The 16,086-nt window shown below is 62.2% G+C and carries 15 protein-coding genes; 3 read left to right on the plus strand and 12 right to left on the minus strand.

Going from position 1 to position 16,086, the window contains the following annotated elements:
• The 4 genes from hemF to clpS all read right to left on the minus strand — a co-directional run bounded on the left by hemF (position 1) and on the right by clpS (position 3,168).
• Positions 1-891 (minus strand): oxygen-dependent coproporphyrinogen oxidase, encoded by an 891-nt coding sequence (gene hemF, locus HCO70_RS20145; protein WP_172299554.1) that lies wholly within the window; start codon positions 889-891, stop codon positions 1-3.
• A 113-nt stretch (positions 892-1,004) separates the two neighbouring features.
• Positions 1,005-1,808: an SDR family NAD(P)-dependent oxidoreductase gene (locus HCO70_RS20150; RefSeq protein WP_172299556.1), complete on the minus strand. Its 804-nt coding sequence runs from the start codon at positions 1,806-1,808 to the stop codon at positions 1,005-1,007.
• 27 nt (positions 1,809-1,835) lie between these two features.
• Entirely contained in the window at positions 1,836-2,831 is a 996-nt protein-coding gene (locus HCO70_RS20155) for a class I SAM-dependent methyltransferase (RefSeq protein ID WP_172299558.1), read from the minus strand.
• A gap of 16 nt (positions 2,832-2,847) precedes the next feature.
• Positions 2,848-3,168, minus strand: a complete 321-nt coding sequence (gene clpS, locus HCO70_RS20160) for an ATP-dependent Clp protease adapter ClpS (protein ID WP_172299694.1) — start codon at positions 3,166-3,168, stop codon at positions 2,848-2,850.
• 139 nt (positions 3,169-3,307) lie between these two features.
• Between clpS and HCO70_RS20165 the strand changes: the two genes are divergently transcribed.
• Positions 3,308-4,006, plus strand: coding sequence for an HAD family hydrolase (locus HCO70_RS20165; RefSeq protein WP_172299560.1), 699 nt, complete (start codon positions 3,308-3,310; stop codon positions 4,004-4,006).
• 211 nt (positions 4,007-4,217) lie between these two features.
• On the plus strand, positions 4,218-5,786 hold the full coding sequence (locus HCO70_RS20170) for a serine hydrolase (protein WP_172299696.1): 1,569 nt from the start codon (positions 4,218-4,220) through the stop codon (positions 5,784-5,786).
• 130 nt (positions 5,787-5,916) lie between these two features.
• On the opposite strand, the gene HCO70_RS20175 is transcribed toward HCO70_RS20170, so the two are convergent.
• The 5 genes from HCO70_RS20175 to HCO70_RS20195 all read right to left on the minus strand — a co-directional run bounded on the left by HCO70_RS20175 (position 5,917) and on the right by HCO70_RS20195 (position 12,463).
• Positions 5,917-7,524, minus strand: coding sequence for an ABC transporter ATP-binding protein (locus tag HCO70_RS20175; RefSeq protein ID WP_172299562.1), 1,608 nt, complete (start codon positions 7,522-7,524; stop codon positions 5,917-5,919).
• Positions 7,521-8,627: an ABC transporter permease gene (locus HCO70_RS20180; protein ID WP_172299698.1), complete on the minus strand. Its 1,107-nt coding sequence runs from the start codon at positions 8,625-8,627 to the stop codon at positions 7,521-7,523. Before HCO70_RS20180 ends, HCO70_RS20175 begins: the two co-directional genes overlap by 4 nt.
• A 127-nt stretch (positions 8,628-8,754) precedes the next feature.
• On the minus strand, positions 8,755-9,849 hold the full coding sequence (locus HCO70_RS20185; protein ID WP_172299564.1) for a microcin C ABC transporter permease YejB: 1,095 nt from the start codon (positions 9,847-9,849) through the stop codon (positions 8,755-8,757).
• A 19-nt stretch (positions 9,850-9,868) separates the two neighbouring features.
• Positions 9,869-11,749: an extracellular solute-binding protein gene (locus HCO70_RS20190; RefSeq protein ID WP_172299566.1), complete on the minus strand. Its 1,881-nt coding sequence runs from the start codon at positions 11,747-11,749 to the stop codon at positions 9,869-9,871.
• 189 nt (positions 11,750-11,938) lie between these two features.
• On the minus strand, positions 11,939-12,463 hold the full coding sequence (locus HCO70_RS20195; protein ID WP_172299568.1) for a cytochrome c family protein: 525 nt from the start codon (positions 12,461-12,463) through the stop codon (positions 11,939-11,941).
• Positions 12,464-12,580: 117 nt separating this feature from the next.
• On the opposite strand from HCO70_RS20195, the gene HCO70_RS20200 reads away from it, so the two are divergent.
• Positions 12,581-13,411: a prephenate dehydratase gene (locus HCO70_RS20200; RefSeq protein WP_172299570.1), complete on the plus strand. Its 831-nt coding sequence runs from the start codon at positions 12,581-12,583 to the stop codon at positions 13,409-13,411.
• Between the two features lie 97 nt (positions 13,412-13,508).
• Here the strand turns inward: HCO70_RS20200 and HCO70_RS20205 are convergent, their stop codons facing one another.
• The 3 genes from HCO70_RS20205 to nudC form a co-directional block, all read right to left on the minus strand.
• Positions 13,509-14,450, minus strand: coding sequence for a hypothetical protein (locus HCO70_RS20205; protein WP_172299572.1), 942 nt, complete (start codon positions 14,448-14,450; stop codon positions 13,509-13,511).
• Positions 14,451-14,588: 138 nt separating this feature from the next.
• Positions 14,589-15,074 (minus strand): SRPBCC family protein, encoded by a 486-nt coding sequence (locus HCO70_RS20210; RefSeq protein ID WP_172299574.1) that lies wholly within the window; start codon positions 15,072-15,074, stop codon positions 14,589-14,591.
• Positions 15,075-15,104: 30 nt separating this feature from the next.
• Positions 15,105-16,061 (minus strand): NAD(+) diphosphatase, encoded by a 957-nt coding sequence (gene nudC / locus HCO70_RS20215; RefSeq protein WP_172299576.1) that lies wholly within the window; start codon positions 16,059-16,061, stop codon positions 15,105-15,107.
• Between the last annotated feature and the right edge of the window lie 25 nt (positions 16,062-16,086).

Here is a 16,086-nt window from a genome sequence, read left to right on the forward strand (position 1 = left end):
TCAGGGCCACTTTGCTAGCGGCGGCAGACTCATCAGTACGGCGTTGGCGTCATGCCCGGTGGCGAGTCCGAATTTCGTGCCACGGTCATAGACCAGGTTGTATTCGGCGTAGAGTCCGCGGTGGACCAACTGCGTCTCGCGGTCTTCCTCTGTCCAGGGCGTATCGCGGCGGCGTTCGGTCACAGGCACGAAAGCGGGCAGGAAGGCGCGACCTACATCCTGCGTGAAGGCGAAATCCTTTTCCCAGTCGCCTGTGTTCAGATCGTCGTAGAAAATGCCACCAACCCCCCGCGCGCGGTGGCGGTGCGGGATAAAGAAATACTCGTCGGCCCAGGCCTTGAAGCGTTTGTAGTAGTCGGGATCGTGCGGGTCGCAGCCGGCCTTGAGGGCGGCGTGGAAGGTTTCGGTGTCCTCGGCATATTCGATGCAGGGATTGAGATCGGCGCCGCCGCCGAACCACCAGGCATTCGGCGTCCAGAACATGCGCGTGTTCATGTGGACGGCCGGCGTATGCGGGTTCTGCATGTGCGCAACAAGGCTGATGCCCGAGGCCCAGAAGCGCGGGTCGTCCTCGATACCGGGTACGCCGCGGGCCGCCATGGTGGTCTGCGCCGCACGGCCCAGCGTGCCGTAGACGGTGGAAATGTTGACGCCGACTTTCTCGAAGACACGACCGCCGCGCATCACGCTCATCAGACCGCCGCCTGCGTCGGCTTCCCCCTCGGCGGCCCGCTTGGTCTCGGTCACCTCGAACCGGCCGGCCGGGTGGCCTGCGAAGGGTCCGGTTTCCTGCGTCGCTTCCAGGTTTTCAAAGGCCGCGACAATCTCGTCGCGCAGGCTGCGGAACCAGTCGGCGGCGCGGGATTTCTTGACGTCGAATGTGTCGGACATGGGCACTCCGGTTTGGCTGCCGCTTGATGCGGCGCACCGGGGCGGAGGTCAACCGATGTGTGCGGCACGGCCCCGGTCCGCGTCTCGTCAGACGAAATCTGCGCCGTCGAATGTCAGTGGGCGGCGGTAGCCACCGAGTCGACCAGCGAGCGGCCGCCATCGACGGTCAGCACCTGCCCGGTCATGAAGCCGGAGCCGTCCGAGGCCAGAAAGCGCGCGGTCTCGGCAACCTCGCCGGCACTGGCGATGCGCGCGAGCGGCGTGTTGCGGATGATCTCGTCGCGGCAGTTGGTTTCCTTGAGCGTGTCCTTCAGGCTGGCGCTCATCACCGAGCCCAGGGCCAGCGCGTTCACGCGGATCCGGTTCGGTGCGAGAACCACGGCCATCGCGCGGGTCATCTGTTCGACCGAAGCGCAGCTGATGGAATAGGCCAGCAGGTCGGGATGCGCGCGCTGGGAGGCGATCGAACTGAGGTTGACGATCGAGCCCTTGGGGGCGTCCGTGTCCTCTTCCGACTGCTTGATCATGCGTTTGGCCACAAGTTGCGTCAGCCGCAGGCTGGTCATCAGATTCTGGCGGATCAACATCTCGACAGCGTCGTCATCGGGGTTCAGCGGTTCGGACTCGGTGATCTGGCGGCTGCCGTTGATCAGGATGTCGACCCGGTCGAAGGCGTCGATGGTGGTCGAGAGAAGATTGGCAAGAGTCAGCTTTTCGCGCAGGTCGCCGGCGAAATAGCGAACGTGGGAGTCGTCCTTGCCGGCGATGTCGCCGACCTCGGCCTCCAGCTTAGCCTCGTCCATGTCTGCAAAGACGACGTTGGCGTCCTGCTCCATGAAATGGCGGGCGATGGCAAGGCCGACTCCGTTGGCGGCGCCAGTCACGATGGCGGTCTTGCCTGCGATTGAGAATGACATGAGTGGTCCCTGATTCCTTCGGTCAGGTTAACGGGTCACACCGCGTGCCGCGACGGGCTTTGCGGCGGTGAGTATCTTGAAGCGGCCGGTGCTGTGGATTTCCTGCACTTCGCGGAACCGGGCGCGGGTTTCGGCCTCGTATGGAAGATGGCGGTTGGCCACAAGCCAGAGACGGCCGGAGGGTTTCAGCATCGCGGCGGCTGCGGCGATGAAGCCACGGCCAAGGGCCGGGTCTGCCGTGCGCGACTGGTGGAAAGGCGGATTGGTCACGACGGCGTCGAACGGCTCTTCCGGCGTGAAGTGCAGCGCGTCGGCCCAGTGGAACCGCGCGCGGGGGTCGGTGACGTTGCGGCGGGCGCATTCCAGCGCGGCATACTCCGCCTCGATCAGGTGAAGCTCCTCGACACCGTCGTGTTTCTGCAACTCGGCTGACAGATAACCCCAGCCGGCGCCGAGATCGGCAATGCGCTTTGGCAGCTTTTCGGGCAGGGCGGCGGCAAGGGCGGCGGAGCCCTCGTCGACCGCGTCGGCCGAAAAGATTCCGGGCGCTGTCACGAAGCCGCCGGCGATTTCGGTGCCCTTCGGATCGGCGGCCCATGCGGAGTAGTCTCCGGTTGCACGGAACAGCTTGCCATGCGCCTTGGAGAGTACCTCGCCAACTTCTCCGGTCCTGCGGCACTCCTTCAGCAGGCTTTCGACACCGTCGACCTTCTGCCCGTCGACAATGACCATGCCGCCGGTCAGCGCCGCCGCTTCGGCGACCAGAGCGCGCGCCTCGGCCTTTGCCCGTGGGACGCAGACCAGTGCGGCGGCAAATTCGCCGGTGGGCGCGACCTGCGTGTCATACCCCTGCGCAGTGAAGACGTCGTAATCTGGGCGGAAACCCTGGATGACCTGCACGCGGTCCTTCGGCAGGGCGGACAGGTCCATATCTGCACGCGGCCGGAACACGGCGATGCGGCCGTCGTCCGGAATGGCGAAGACGCCGCCCTGCAGCGCTGTGGTCAGACGGGATCCAGACATGGGAGCGGGCCGTGCCCTACTCCTTTTCCATTGTGCACTGCAAAGGGTGCTGGTGGCGGCGGGCAAAATCCATCACCTGGCCGACCTTGGTTTCGGCAATCTCGAAGCTGAAGACGCCGACGACGGCGACGCCTTTCTTGTGAACCGTCAGCATCAGCTCGAAAGCCTGCGCGTGGTTCATGCCGAAGAAGCGTTCCAGAACGTGAACGACGAACTCCATCGGAGTGAAGTCGTCGTTGAGCAGAAGAACCTTGTAGAGCGGCGGACGTTTCGTTTTCGCACGCGTTTCAACAACGACGCCGGTGTCACCGTCGTCATCGTTCTGGTTCTTGCTCATGATGAATGGCGAACGCGTCACGCGGGTTCACTCCATCGGCCGTCTGTGTTTGCTTGGAAGCGACTATATATGTTCCCGCCGACCCGTGAAAAGGGGGTCGGGCGCAGCTTTGGGCTGCAAGCGACGGTAAGGTACGGAAATGGCGGAAACGTTAACCACAATCGGCTTCGACGCGGACGACACGCTCTGGCACAACGAGCAGTTCTTCAAAATGACGCAGCAGCGATTCTCGGAGTTGCTGGCCGATTTCGCGGATGCCGAGCACCTGGATGCCAAGCTGCTGGCCGCCGAGCGGCGGAATGTCGGGCATTACGGGTTCGGGATCAAAGGCTTCGTGCTGTCGATGATCGAGACGGCCATTGAGGTGACGGACGAGAAAGTGCCGGCGCGGGTGATTTCGGAGATCATCGCCGCGGGGCAGGAGATGCTGCGCCATCCCATCGAGTTGCTGCCGCACGCGAAGGAAGCGGTCGAGGCGGCGTCGGACCGGTTCCGTGTGCTGCTGATCACCAAGGGCGATCTGATCGATCAGGAACGCAAGCTGGCGCAATCGGGACTGGGCGAGTTGTTCGACGGGGTCGAGATCGTCTCGAACAAGACACCGGATGTCTACGCCCGGATTTTCGCGGAGCATGGCGATGGGCCTGCGAGGGCGATGATGGTGGGCAACTCGATGAAGTCCGATGTGGTCCCCGCGATCAAAGCTGGCGCCTGGGGTGTCTTCGTGCCGCACGACCTGGCCTGGGCGCTGGAACACGAAGAACCGCCTGACGATCACGAGCGGTTTCGCGAGATCGAAACATTGGGTGGGCTGGTGTCACTTCTGGGCGGATTTTAATAAATTTCGAAGGTAGCATTTCCGCAACAGAGAAACATGTTGGTGGTTGGATTTGTGCATCCGCTACATGTTGACACCTCCTTTAAGAAGAAATTCAAAACCTTTGAAACTTCGGTATTTTCTCGTGATGGCTGTCGTGGTACCTTCTGGTTAATAAATCGACCGGACGTCAGATCCGGCGTATAACGAGGCAGTACGGGATAGGGACGTGATGGTGCGTCTATGGCAGTGGGTCCGCCTGGGCCTGTTCTTCATTTCTGTGGCTTTGGTTCTGTCGGGACCAGCAGGTGCGGCACCTTATGCGGCGCTGGTTATGGACATGCGATCGGGCGAGGTCCTGCATTCCGAGAACGCGGATACGCGTCTGCACCCGGCCTCTCTTACCAAAATGATGACGCTCTACCTCGCCTTCCAGGCGGTCGAGCATGGCGAGCTGACGATGGACACCGTCATCACGGTGTCGAACAAGGCGGCATCGGAGCCTCCTTCGAAACTGGGCCTGCGGGCCGGACAGAAGATCAAGCTGCGCTACCTGGTCCGCGCGGCCTCGGTGAAGTCGGCGAACGACGCCGCCACCGCGATCGGCGAGGCGATTGCCGGATCGGAAGCGGCCTTTGCCCGCCGGATGAACCGTACCGCCAAGGCGCTGGGCATGACGCGGACGACCTTCAAGAACGCACACGGGCTGACCGAGGAAGGGCACCTGTCCACCGCGCGGGACATGACGCTTCTGGGCCGTCATCTGTTCTTCGACTATCCGGAATACTACAACCTGTTCTCGCGCATGACGACCGACGCGGGAATGCGCGAAGTGGCAAACACCAACCGCCGCTTCCTTGGCTCCTACAAAGGCGCCGACGGGATCAAGACCGGGTATACGCGCGCGGCGGGCTTCAACCTCGTCGCTTCGGCCGAGCGCGGCAGCGAACGGATCATCGCGACGATGTTCGGCGGACGGTCTTCGGCGCAGCGGAACGAGCAGGTGTCTAAGCTGCTCGACCTTGGTTTCAAGCGTGCGCCGACCCGTGTTGCCCTGCGCAAACCGGCGAAGCCGGCCTATGACTCTTCCTTTCGCGAATACGCTGCGTATGAGGAAGAAGGTGGTGCGGGTAAGACGATCCGACTGATCAAGGCACCTTCGAAGAGCCCGTTCCCGGTTCTTCGGCCCGGGCCGGCGTCTGTTGAGCCGCCGGAGGAAATGCTGGTCGCGATGGCAGAGACGATCGCGGAAACAGTCACGGCAGTTACCGCCACAGTTGCCAAAACACCTCCGGCACTACCTGAAACCGCGCTGGCGCCGCCGCCGATGAAACCTGATTTTCAGCCGGTCTCCAACGTGGGTATCGATGCCGGTGTCGAGGTTGCCATGGCCGATGTCGCGAGCGATGTGATCCCGGAAGGTGACGTCGTGGAGGAGGTTACCGAAAACGAGGTCGCCTTCGCGCCGGTTCCGCGGCCGGACGAGCTGATGGAACATGTAGAAGAGGCTGGCGATGCCGACGAGGCGCCGGTTGTGGTGGAACGGCTGTCGACGAGCGGTGACCGCCATTGGGGAATCAATGTCGGACGCTATCCCACCGAGTTCCAGGCGGAGCGTGTTCTGCTGCAGACCGCGCTGACCGAACTGGGCACGCTGGACGAGGCGCTGCGCAAGGTGAAGCGCAGTTCCCAGGGCTTCGACGCGAATTTCGTCGGAATGACGCAGGATGGCGCCGCTCTCGCCTGCCGCCGTCTGGTGGCACGCAACATCGAGTGCGCTACGCTGGGGCCGGCATCGTAAACTGGCCAGACGACAGATTTGTGGAACAACAGCTCGGGGCGCAGTTTGCGCCCCGCTTGCATTATTCCAGTGTTGAATGTTGATCGCACCCCGAAATAGCGTGGAAAATTTCAACTATCGGACGAATACGTCAAGCAACAGCACCTTCTGCGTGCAGGTCAAAAGCAGCCGCCATTAGCTGTTTCGTATAATCGGTCTTCGGATTCTCGAAGATCTCGACGGCGTCTCCGGCTTCGACAACATCGCCCTGTTTCATGACCATGACCTTGTGGGACAGCGCCCGTACCACTTTCAGGTCGTGCGAGATGAAGAGGTAGGCCAACCCGTACTTTTCCTGCAGTCGCCGCAGCAGAGCGACGATCTGGACCTGCACGGTCATGTCCAAAGCAGAAGTGGGTTCGTCCAGAACTACCAGCCTGGGCCGCAAAACCATGGCCCGGGCGATAGCGATCCGCTGGCGCTGGCCGCCGGAGAATTCGTGGGGATACCGGTCCATCATGGACGGTTCCAGCCCTACCTCGGTCATGATTTCGGAGACCAGTTGGCGTTCCGGCCGGCCGTCGCCGACGCGGTGGATCTTCAGGCCTTCTGCGATGATCTGTTCCACGGTCATGCGCGGGCTGAGTGAACCATAGGGATCCTGGAACACGATCTGCATGTCGCTGCGCAAGGGCCGCATTGCGGTGCCGCTCATCTCGTGGATGCCCTTGCCCATGAAGCGGATCGGTCCATCACTGGAAATCAGCCGCATGATCGCCATCGCCAGCGTGGTCTTGCCCGAGCCGCTTTCGCCGACAATGCCCACGGTTTCGCCTGCCCGCACGGTCAGTGTGGCGTCGTTGACCGCCTTCACATGGCCGACGACGCGGCGCAGAAGCCCGCGCTGGATCGGGAACCAGATGCGCAGATGCTCGGTTTCGGCGATGGTCTCCGCACCTTCCGGGACCGGGCTGGGCCTTCCCGCAGCCTCGGCGCTTAGCAGCATCTTCGTGTACGCGTGCTGCGGGTTGTCGAAGATTTCCTTCGTCACTCCCTGCTCGACGATCTCGCCGTCTTTCATCACGCAGACCCGGTCAGCAAAGCGGCGCACGATGGTCAGGTCATGGGTGATGAACAGAAGGCTCATGCCTTCCCCGTCCTTCAGTTCCGCCAGCAACTCGAGGATCTGTGCCTGGATCGTGACGTCGAGCGCCGTAGTCGGTTCGTCCGCGATCAGCAGGTCCGGACCGTTGGCGAGAGCCATGGCGATCATCACCCGCTGCCGCTGCCCGCCGGACAGCTGGTGAGGATAATCGGCCAGACGGCTTTCGGGGTCACGGATGCCGACCTTGTCCAGCAGCTCGATGATCTTGGCGCGGACGGCGGTGCCTTCGAGGCCTTGATGCAGTTCAATCGACTCCCGCAACTGCTTTTCCAGCGTGTGGAGCGGGTTCAGCGAGGTCATCGGCTCCTGGAAGATGAAGCTGATATCGTTGCCACGCACCTTGCGCAGATGCGCGTCGGAGGCGCCGACCATCTGTTCGCCCTTGTAGCTGACGGAACCGGTGACATCAGAGCTGTCCGGCAGAAGCGAAACCGTCGACAGGGCCGTCACCGACTTGCCGGAACCGGATTCGCCCACCAGCGCGACCGTTTCGCCCTTGTCCACATGGAAGGAGACACCACGCACGGCCTGTACGTTGTTGCCGTCCTGCCGGAAGGCGATAGTCAGGTTCTTCACGTCGAGCATGCGGGTCATGTGAAGGTCTTCCTCGGGTCGAAGGCATCCCGGACGCCTTCAAAGATGAACACCAGCAGCGACAGCATGATCGCGAAGGTGAAGAAGGCGGTGAAGCCCAGCCAGGGCGCCTGAAGGTTCTGCTTCGCCTGAAGCGTCAGTTCACCCAGCGACGGGGCGGAGGACGGCAAACCGAAACCCAGAAAGTCCAGCGAGGCCAGCGTGCCGATGGTGCCGGTGATGATGAAGGGCAGCATGGTCAGCGTCGCCACCATCGCGTTTGGCAGCATGTGGCGGAACATGATGGTCCAGTTCCCGACGCCAAGCGCGCGGGCGGCCCGCACGTATTCGAAGTTCCGCGCACGCAGGAACTCCGCGCGGACCACGCCGACCAGGGCGGGCCAGCCGAACAGCGCCGTCAGGAAGACCAGCAGCCAGAAACTTCGGCCCAGGATCGCGAACATGATGATGATGATGTAAAGCGACGGTGTACTGACCCAGATCTCGATCAGTCGCTGGAACACAAGGTCCAGCCAGCCCCCGAAGAAGCCCTGCACCGCCCCTGCGATGATACCGATCACGCTGGCTATAGAGGTTACGATGATTGTGAACAGGATCGACAGGCGGAAGCCGTAGATCACCCGCGCCAGAACGTCGCGCGCAGTATCGTCGGTGCCAAGCCAATGCACGCTGTCGGGCGGCGAAGGAGCGGTGCCGTCGATGTCGTTGATCGTATTGTAAGAGAACGGAATTGGGGGCCAGACCAGCCAGCCACGCTCGATCTCCTCTCCGTCCACCACTCCGGTCTGTGCCTGCTCGATGATACCTTCCGGATCGTCGAAGCAGGTGTCGAGCCCGCCGGAGATGATCAGGCACTGCACCTCGATATCGGAATAGACCGCCTCTGTCCGGAAATCGCCGCCAAAGGCGGTTTCCGGGTAGAACCGGAAGATCGGCATGTGAAGCTGGCCGCGATAGCTGACGAGGATCGGCTTGTCGTTGGCGATGAACTCGGCAAACAGCGTCAGGCCGAACAGGATCCCGAAGATGATCAGGGACCACAGGGCGCGGCGGTTGCGTTTGAAGTTGCGCCAGCGGCGCTGGTTCAGCGGCGACAGCCACATCCGTTTGCGCTGAACCGGCGGCGGAGGTGCGCCTGGATCGCCGGGGGTCGGCTCCGGCTGCGGTTCCGGCCTTGGCTCGTCCGGCGAGGTTGGCTTGGGACGGTACTGATCGTCTGGCATCGCCATCTCAGCCCTCCCTTTTTTCGAAATCGATACGCGGATCCACGAAGACATACATAAGGTCCGAGATGATCCCGATAACCAGAGACATCAGCCCGAATACAAAGAGCGTGCCGAAGATCACCGGGTAATCGCGGGCGACGGCAGCCTCGAAGCCAAGGCGGCCGAGCCCATCGAGAGAGAAGATCGTCTCGATGATGATCGAGCCGGAGAAGAACACGCCGATGAACACCGCCGGGAATCCGGCGATCACGATCAGCATCGCATTGCGGAAGACGTGACCATAAAGGACCCGACGCTCGGACAGGCCTTTTGCCCGCGCGGTGACGACATACTGCTTCTTGACCTCGTCGAGGAAGCTGTTCTTCGTCAGCAGCGTAAGGGTGGCGAAGCTGGAGATCAGCGAGGCGACGACAGGCAGGGTGATGTGCCACATGTAGTCGAGGATCTTGCCAATCAGCGACAGTTCTTCCCAGTTGTCGGAGGTCAGGCCCCGCAGCGGGAAGATCTTCCAGTATGAGCCGCCGGCAAACAGGACCAGCAGCAGGATCGCGAACAGGAAGCCAGGGATCGCATAGCCCACGATGATCGCGCTGGACGTCCAGGTGTCGAAGCTGGTGCCGTCCTTGACGGCCTTGCGTATGCCCAGCGGGATCGAGATCAGGTAGGCGATCAGCGTCGACCAGAGGCCCAGAGAGATCGAGACCGGCATCTTCTCGATGATCAAGTCCACCACCGAGATCGACCGGAAATAGCTCTCTCCGAAGTCGAAATGCAGGTAGTTCCACATCATCGTCAGGAACCGTTCGAGCGGCGGCTTGTCAAAGCCGAATTCCTTTTCCAGCTCTTCGATGAAATCCGGCGGCAGGCCGCGAGAGCCGAGGTACCGGTCGCCCGCGCTGCCGCTGGTCGCACTGTTCTGCGCCGCTTCGCTGCCGCCGCCGGCGATGGATTCAAACACGTTCCCTTCGCCCTCGAGGTTGGCGATGATCTGTTCGATCGGGCCACCGGGGACGAACTGGGTCAGGGTGAAGTTGACGATCATGATCCCCAAAAGCGTGGGGATCACGAGCAGGAAACGTCGAAGGATATAGGCTCCCAAGGGGCGGGGCTCCGTTCGCTCAGTTGATCGCGCCGGCGGCGCGCAGCTCTTTGGCAGCGTCCTCGTCGTACCACCAGAAGCTCAGGGTTCCGAGCGAATAGGGCGGCAGAGAGTCGGGATGGCGGTACATGTTGTAATAAGCCACCGTGTAGCTGTCCTTGAACCACTGTGGCACCCAGAACCCGATCGAACGCAGAACGCGGTCAAGCGCGTGGGTCGCCGTGGTCAGTTCTTCCAGCGTCTCGGCGTCGATGACGGCCGGCAGCAGGCGGTCGACAGCCGGGTCCTGCAGGCCCATCAGGTTGCGTGAGCTGTCGCCCGCGGTTTCCGAGGCGTACCACTGCTTCAGCCCCGCGCCGGGTTCGAACCCCATGTCGAAGGTATGCGACACGAGGTCATAGTCGCCGTCACGGCGGCGGTCGACATATTGCGAGATGTCCACCCGCTCCAGCTTGGCATCGATGCCGATGGACCGGAGATTGTCGATGAATGGGTTGATGATGCGGTCGAAGGCCGGGCTGTAGTTGAGGATCACCAGCGACAGATCCTTGCCGTCCTTCTCGCGCATCCCGTCGGAGCCGGCAATCCAGCCGGCTTCTTCAAGCAGGTTGAGCGCCTGGCGTCGCGCGCGCCGGGAGGGCAGATTTTCCGTAGCTTCGTTCTCTGGCGCCATCACAACTTCGTCGGTCAGGATCGACTCGGGTAGCAGGCCCTCGTCCACCAGCGGCTGCAGCAGGGCCAGTTCCCCTTCGGAAGGAGTGCCCGTCGCTTCGAGGTCGGAGTTTTCCCAGAACGAGTTCACTCGTTCGTACAGGTTGTAGAACAGTTTTTCATTCGACCATTCGAAATTGAACATCAGCCGCACGGCTTCGCGTACGCGCGGGTCCTGCCATTTCTCGTCGCGCAGGTTGAACACCCAGGATTGCGCGGATCCGATGTTACCGTCAGGCAGTTCAGCCTTGATGGCCCAGCCTTTGTCGAGGGCCTCGAAATCATAGGCAGTGGCCCAGTCCTTCGAGTTGTTCTCTGTGCGGTAGCCGTATTCGCCTGCCTTGAATGCCTCGAGCGCGGCGGAACTGTCGGCGAAGTACTCGTAGCGGACGGTGTCGAAGTTGTACTGGCCGATGTTGAATGGGTTATCGGCACCCCAGTAGTTCGGGTTTCGGCCATAGATCACCTGCCGGCCGGGATCGAAACTCTCCACGATGTAGGGCCCGGTGCTCATGAACGGCTCGAGCGTGGATTCGTCGATCCGCGCACCGGTTTCTTCGAACCATTTCTTGGAGAAGACGACGCTGCCGCTGCCAGCGAACTGGATCGCCTCGCGGCGCGGCGCCTCGTCGGTGAAGGTGAATTTCACACGTTGCGGATCAAGGACCTCGACGTTCTCGTAGTAGGCGTTGAAGATATTGCGGTATTCCGCGATGCCCTGTTCCAGGAACAACTGGTGGGTAAAGGCCACATCCTCGGCCGTCATCGGCGAACCGTCCGAGAAGGTCACGTCGTCGCGCAGGTTGAAGATCACCCAGTCGCGGCTTTCCGGATACTCCATCGTGGTGCAGAGGTAACAGTAGGCGGTGTAGACGTCATCCGCCGTGCCCACGAGGATGCTTTCGTACATCAGGCTCATGCCGTCGGCGGCGACGCCTTTGCGGGTGTAGTTGTTGAAGCTGTCGAAGCCGCCCTGTGCCCATGTGCTGAACTCCCCGCCTTTCGGTGCGTCAGGATTCACATAGTCGAGATGCTCGAACTCCGGCCCGTATTTCGGTTCGCCGAAATTGGTGATCGCATGGGTGACGATCACATCCTCTTCCTGCGCTGTTGCGATCGTGGCCGTCCCAAGGGACAGCACGGGCAGCATCAGAAGACGCGGGATAAGGGGAATGGGGCGGACGGACATGAACGGCTCCTTCGGGCTGCTCGTTACGGGGTATCGCAAGGATACGCGTCTTGCGCGAATTTTAGGAAAAATATCCTAATAGCAAGTTGCAACCCGTCAAACGCCTGTGATCCGCATGTTAACTGCCCGTGACACAAAAAGGCCGCCCCGAAACGAGGCGGCCCTGAGACAATGGGTTGGCCGACAGGATCAGTTGCCCAGCGAGTCGAGCCAGGCGATCAGGTTGGCGCGGTCCTCGACGTCGGAAATGCCCTTGAAGGACATCTTGGTGCCCGGCGCGGCTGCCTTCGGATCGGTCAGGAAGTGGTTCAGGTTCTCGGGCGTCCAAGTGTCGCCCACCTGCTCAAGCGCGCCGGAGTAATTAAAGTCGGGAACGGAGTCGATCGCGCGGCCTACGACGCCGTCCAGGTGCGGGCCCGTGCCATTGCTGCCGTCAACCTTGTGGCAGGACTGGCAGGCGCGGAATTCCTTTTCGCCTGCGGCCGGATCGGCGGCGGCGTAGACCTCGCTGAAATCGATTTCGGGTTCCGGTTCGGAATCGTCCCCGCCCTCGCTTTCGCCGGTGTCGATTGTATAGGCCTGGTGATGTTCCTCGCCGTGGCCGGACTCGCCGACATGGTACAGGCTTTCGGCTACCCAGTTCCCCAGCAGGAAGATCAAGAACATGCCGCAAAAGCCGCCCACGATCTTGGTCATCGTCATAGTGTCGAACATGTCGCGTCCCGTTCCGTCCAGATTCCGGCGCTATCTACCCGCTTCCGTCCCCCCGGTTCAAGGTATATGAGGCGCGACCAATCGCCCAACAGGGCTTTTTGACGGAAAGACAGACAGATGAGCGGATGTATCGCCTTTCAGGGGGAGCCAGGCGCGTATTCTCACCAGGCCTGCCGCGAAGCACGGCCCGAAATGGAGGCGCTGCCCTGCGGGACGTTCGAGGACGTGATCGAAGCGGTGCGGTCGCGTCAGGCGGACCTGGCGATGCTGCCGGTGGAAAACTCGACCTATGGGCGGGTGGCGGACATTCACCGCCTTCTGCCGGAGTCGGGGCTGCATATCGTCGACGAGGCTTTCGTGCGGGTTCACATCAGCCTGATGGCGTTGCCGGGGGTGAAGATCGGCGACATCCGCAAGGTGCGGGCGCATCTGGTGCTGCTGCCGCAATGCGCGGCGTTCCTGGCGGAGCATGGAATCAAGGGCGAGGCGGCGGCGGATAGCGCGGGGGCGGCGGCGGAACTGTCGGAGGCGGGCTATACCGACCAGGGTGTTCTGGCGTCGGATCTGTCGGCCGATATCTACGGCTTGGACATTCTGGCGCGGCATATCGAGGACCATGCGCATAATACGACCCGGTTCCTGATCATGGCACGGGAGGAGGATGCGGCGCGGCGGAGCGACGAGATGATCACCACCTTCGTCTTCCGGGTGCGGAACATTCCGGCGGCCCTGTACAAGGCGATGGGGGGGTTCGCGACGAATGGCGTGAACATGACCAAGCTGGAGAGCTACATGGTGGACGGGTCGTTCACGGCGACCCAGTTCTATGCCGATATTCAGGGCCATCCGGATGATCCGGCGGTGGCTCGGGCGCTGGAGGAGCTGGACTATTTCACCTCCTACCTGAAGATTCTGGGGACCTATCCGGCGGACCTGCCGCGGAGCTGATTTTGGGGCGTCCCCATGGGGACGCCTTTCAAGTCATTGATTTCAGGCATGTTAGCGCAAACGTCCGTTTGAGGACAGGTTCGGTCATCGGCCCGATTCAGAACCACCAAGGGAAGATGTAATTCACCCCGACAGGGCCGATCGGCAGGCAGAGCAATAGACAGATCCACCAGCCGGACCGGTCCAGCACCGGCAGGCGGAAACCGAACCTGCTGGTCTGCAACCAGATCACCATCGCGGCGGCATAGAAGGTGAAGACCAGCCACCGGCCATAGTCGTCGCCGAACAGGTTCAGCCCGAGCGGCGCCAGCACTGCCAGAAACAGCAGGTCCGGGCGCCGGCGGTTGGCCCGGTAGAACCAGAGAAAAAGCGCAAAGACCGCCAGGTAGAAGGCGACGAGAAGGGCCGTCACGTACCACGACAGCGCGAAATCAAAGAACAGCACCTCGCGGTCCCATGCATTCGTGCCGTTGCCTACGGTGATGCCTGCAGCTCTTTCCGACTCGGCGAAAAGGAAGATCGCGACGACAACGATGGCCGGCAGCAGGAGCAGCGGCAACAGGCTTTGCCAGCGTTTCCCGGACCGCAGGAACTGAGCAACAATTGCCAGAGGCAGGCCATAGAACAGGATGGCGGAATGGACGAGGACGCCGATAGTGAGCGCCGCGCCCGCCAGTAGCGGGCGATCCCGAAGGACCAGCGCCAGAGCGGCAGCGAGAAGCAGCATGTTCAGCAGGTCGAAACGGCCCTGATCGTAGCCGACCTGCACCGCCCCGAGGCAACCAACAGCCAGCGCGGTGCGCAAACCGTGGCGGAGGTCAGGTGTTTCCGCCTCCGCATGCGGCAGAGCGCGGTCCGCCAGAACCAGAGCGGCGGCGGAGGTCGCGAAAAACACGATCCACGAGGCGATGGCGGCGGTCAGCGCCGGGTCTTCCGCAAGCATCACGAAGGGATGGAACAGTGTCCCGACCAGTCCGCGCCGGACGAAGCCATGCTCGAAATAGTTCACGACATATTGGGTTATCATCCAGTCGCGCATGGGCAGATGGACCGATCCCAGCGGCACCCATTGCCAGTAGCGGAAGATCAGCCCCGCGAGGCAGGCCAGCGCGGCGGCAAGCTTGAAATGGCGAGAAAGGAACAGCAGGGCGAGTGTCCCGCGATGAATTTCGGACTGTCAGCCAATATGCTGCGCTTTTCGTCCGCTTCCATGTTTGTCTTCGATATGCTTCGCGAAATCGTAGATCCGGTTCGCGAAACGTTTGCTGATTTTGGATTTCGCGAGCTTCATCGACTGGATCATCAGACGCGCGGCCAGATTGCGCGGGCGCAGATCAAGCGAAACCATCAGCCGGGTTCGCCGGGGGGACAGCGCGAGAAGTTCGGCGCGGAGTTGTCCGTCGAGACCGCCGGAATGACTGTCTATCGAGAGCGTGTTGGGGCGGTCGAATTCGGCGATCTTCGCCTCGATCTCGCGTGGCCTGCCGCGAAAGGTGAATGTCACCTCCCATTCGGACCCGATACCGGGCGCACCCTGCCCATCGGTCCGGGTCACCTCTGCCCCGCGGCGCAGCGCCTGCCTTTCGAAGCTGTCGAAGTCGGAAACGGCCGCCCAGACACGATCGATCGATGCCTCGATATCCTCTCGGGTGGAGAATTTCATGTCTGCTGTCCGTGCCTTATGCGCCCCGGATCAGTCTAGACGGTCGGCCAGCCAGTTCCAAATCAGGAATTGGGCGATAGCCCCGCGGCGGGCGGGTTTCATCGCTGTGCTGTTGCCCGCAAACACCTCCATCATCTCTTCGCGGGTGACCCAGACGGCATCCTCGATCTCGACGGGGTCGATGGTGATCTCGCGGGTCAGCGCCTCGCCCCGGCAACCGAACATCAGCGATGAGGGGAACGGCCAGGGCTGTGACGAGAGATATTCCACCGGCCCGACACGGATGCCGGCTTCCTCAAAAACCTCGCGGCGGACGGCGGCCTCGATGGTCTCGCCCGGTTCCACGAATCCGGCCAGCAGGGAATACATCCCCTCGGGCCAGTGCGGGCTGCGTCCCATCAGCAGCGAATTGCCGTGCGTGATCAGCATGATCACAACCGGATCGGTGCGCGGGAAGTGGTGTGCGCCGCAGGCAGGGCAGTCGCGCTGCCATCCCGACATGGCGATGTCGGTTGGCGCGCCGCAGACGGCGCAGCGCCCGTGCGTCGCGTGCCAGCCGGTAAGCGCCTTGGCGGTGGCGAGAAGTTCCGCCTCGCGCGGGGTCAGCCGGCTCATCGCGCCACGCAGTTCCGCGAAGACATAGCTGCCGGGCAAATCTGGGTGCCGCTGTTGCGATGGATCGGTGAAGGCGCCGACGGTTTCCGAGGTCTCTTCCGGCTCCCACGCGGAGATGTCGCAGGCAAAGCGGGGCCAGCCCTCGTCAAGGCCGAGCAGGACGGGATCTGCCGACAGGATCTTGTGGTCGGTGGCGATCCAGCCCGGCTGTTCCAGCGTTTCGTCGGCAAACAGCGGCTTTCCGCGCCAGAGCGGAATTGTGCGGGCTGCCGGATCGGCGCGCAGTTCGGCCACTGCCTTGGCATTGCCTCTTAATTCGGCTGCGCGATTCAGCGCCGAGCCGCCGAAAGTCACCGTTTCCGCTATGCGCAAGTGCCGCGCCTCCGTTACCCTGCCT

This window comes from Pseudoruegeria sp. HB172150, from assembly GCF_013184805.1.
In the GTDB taxonomy this organism is placed as follows: domain Bacteria; phylum Pseudomonadota; class Alphaproteobacteria; order Rhodobacterales; family Rhodobacteraceae; genus Psychromarinibacter.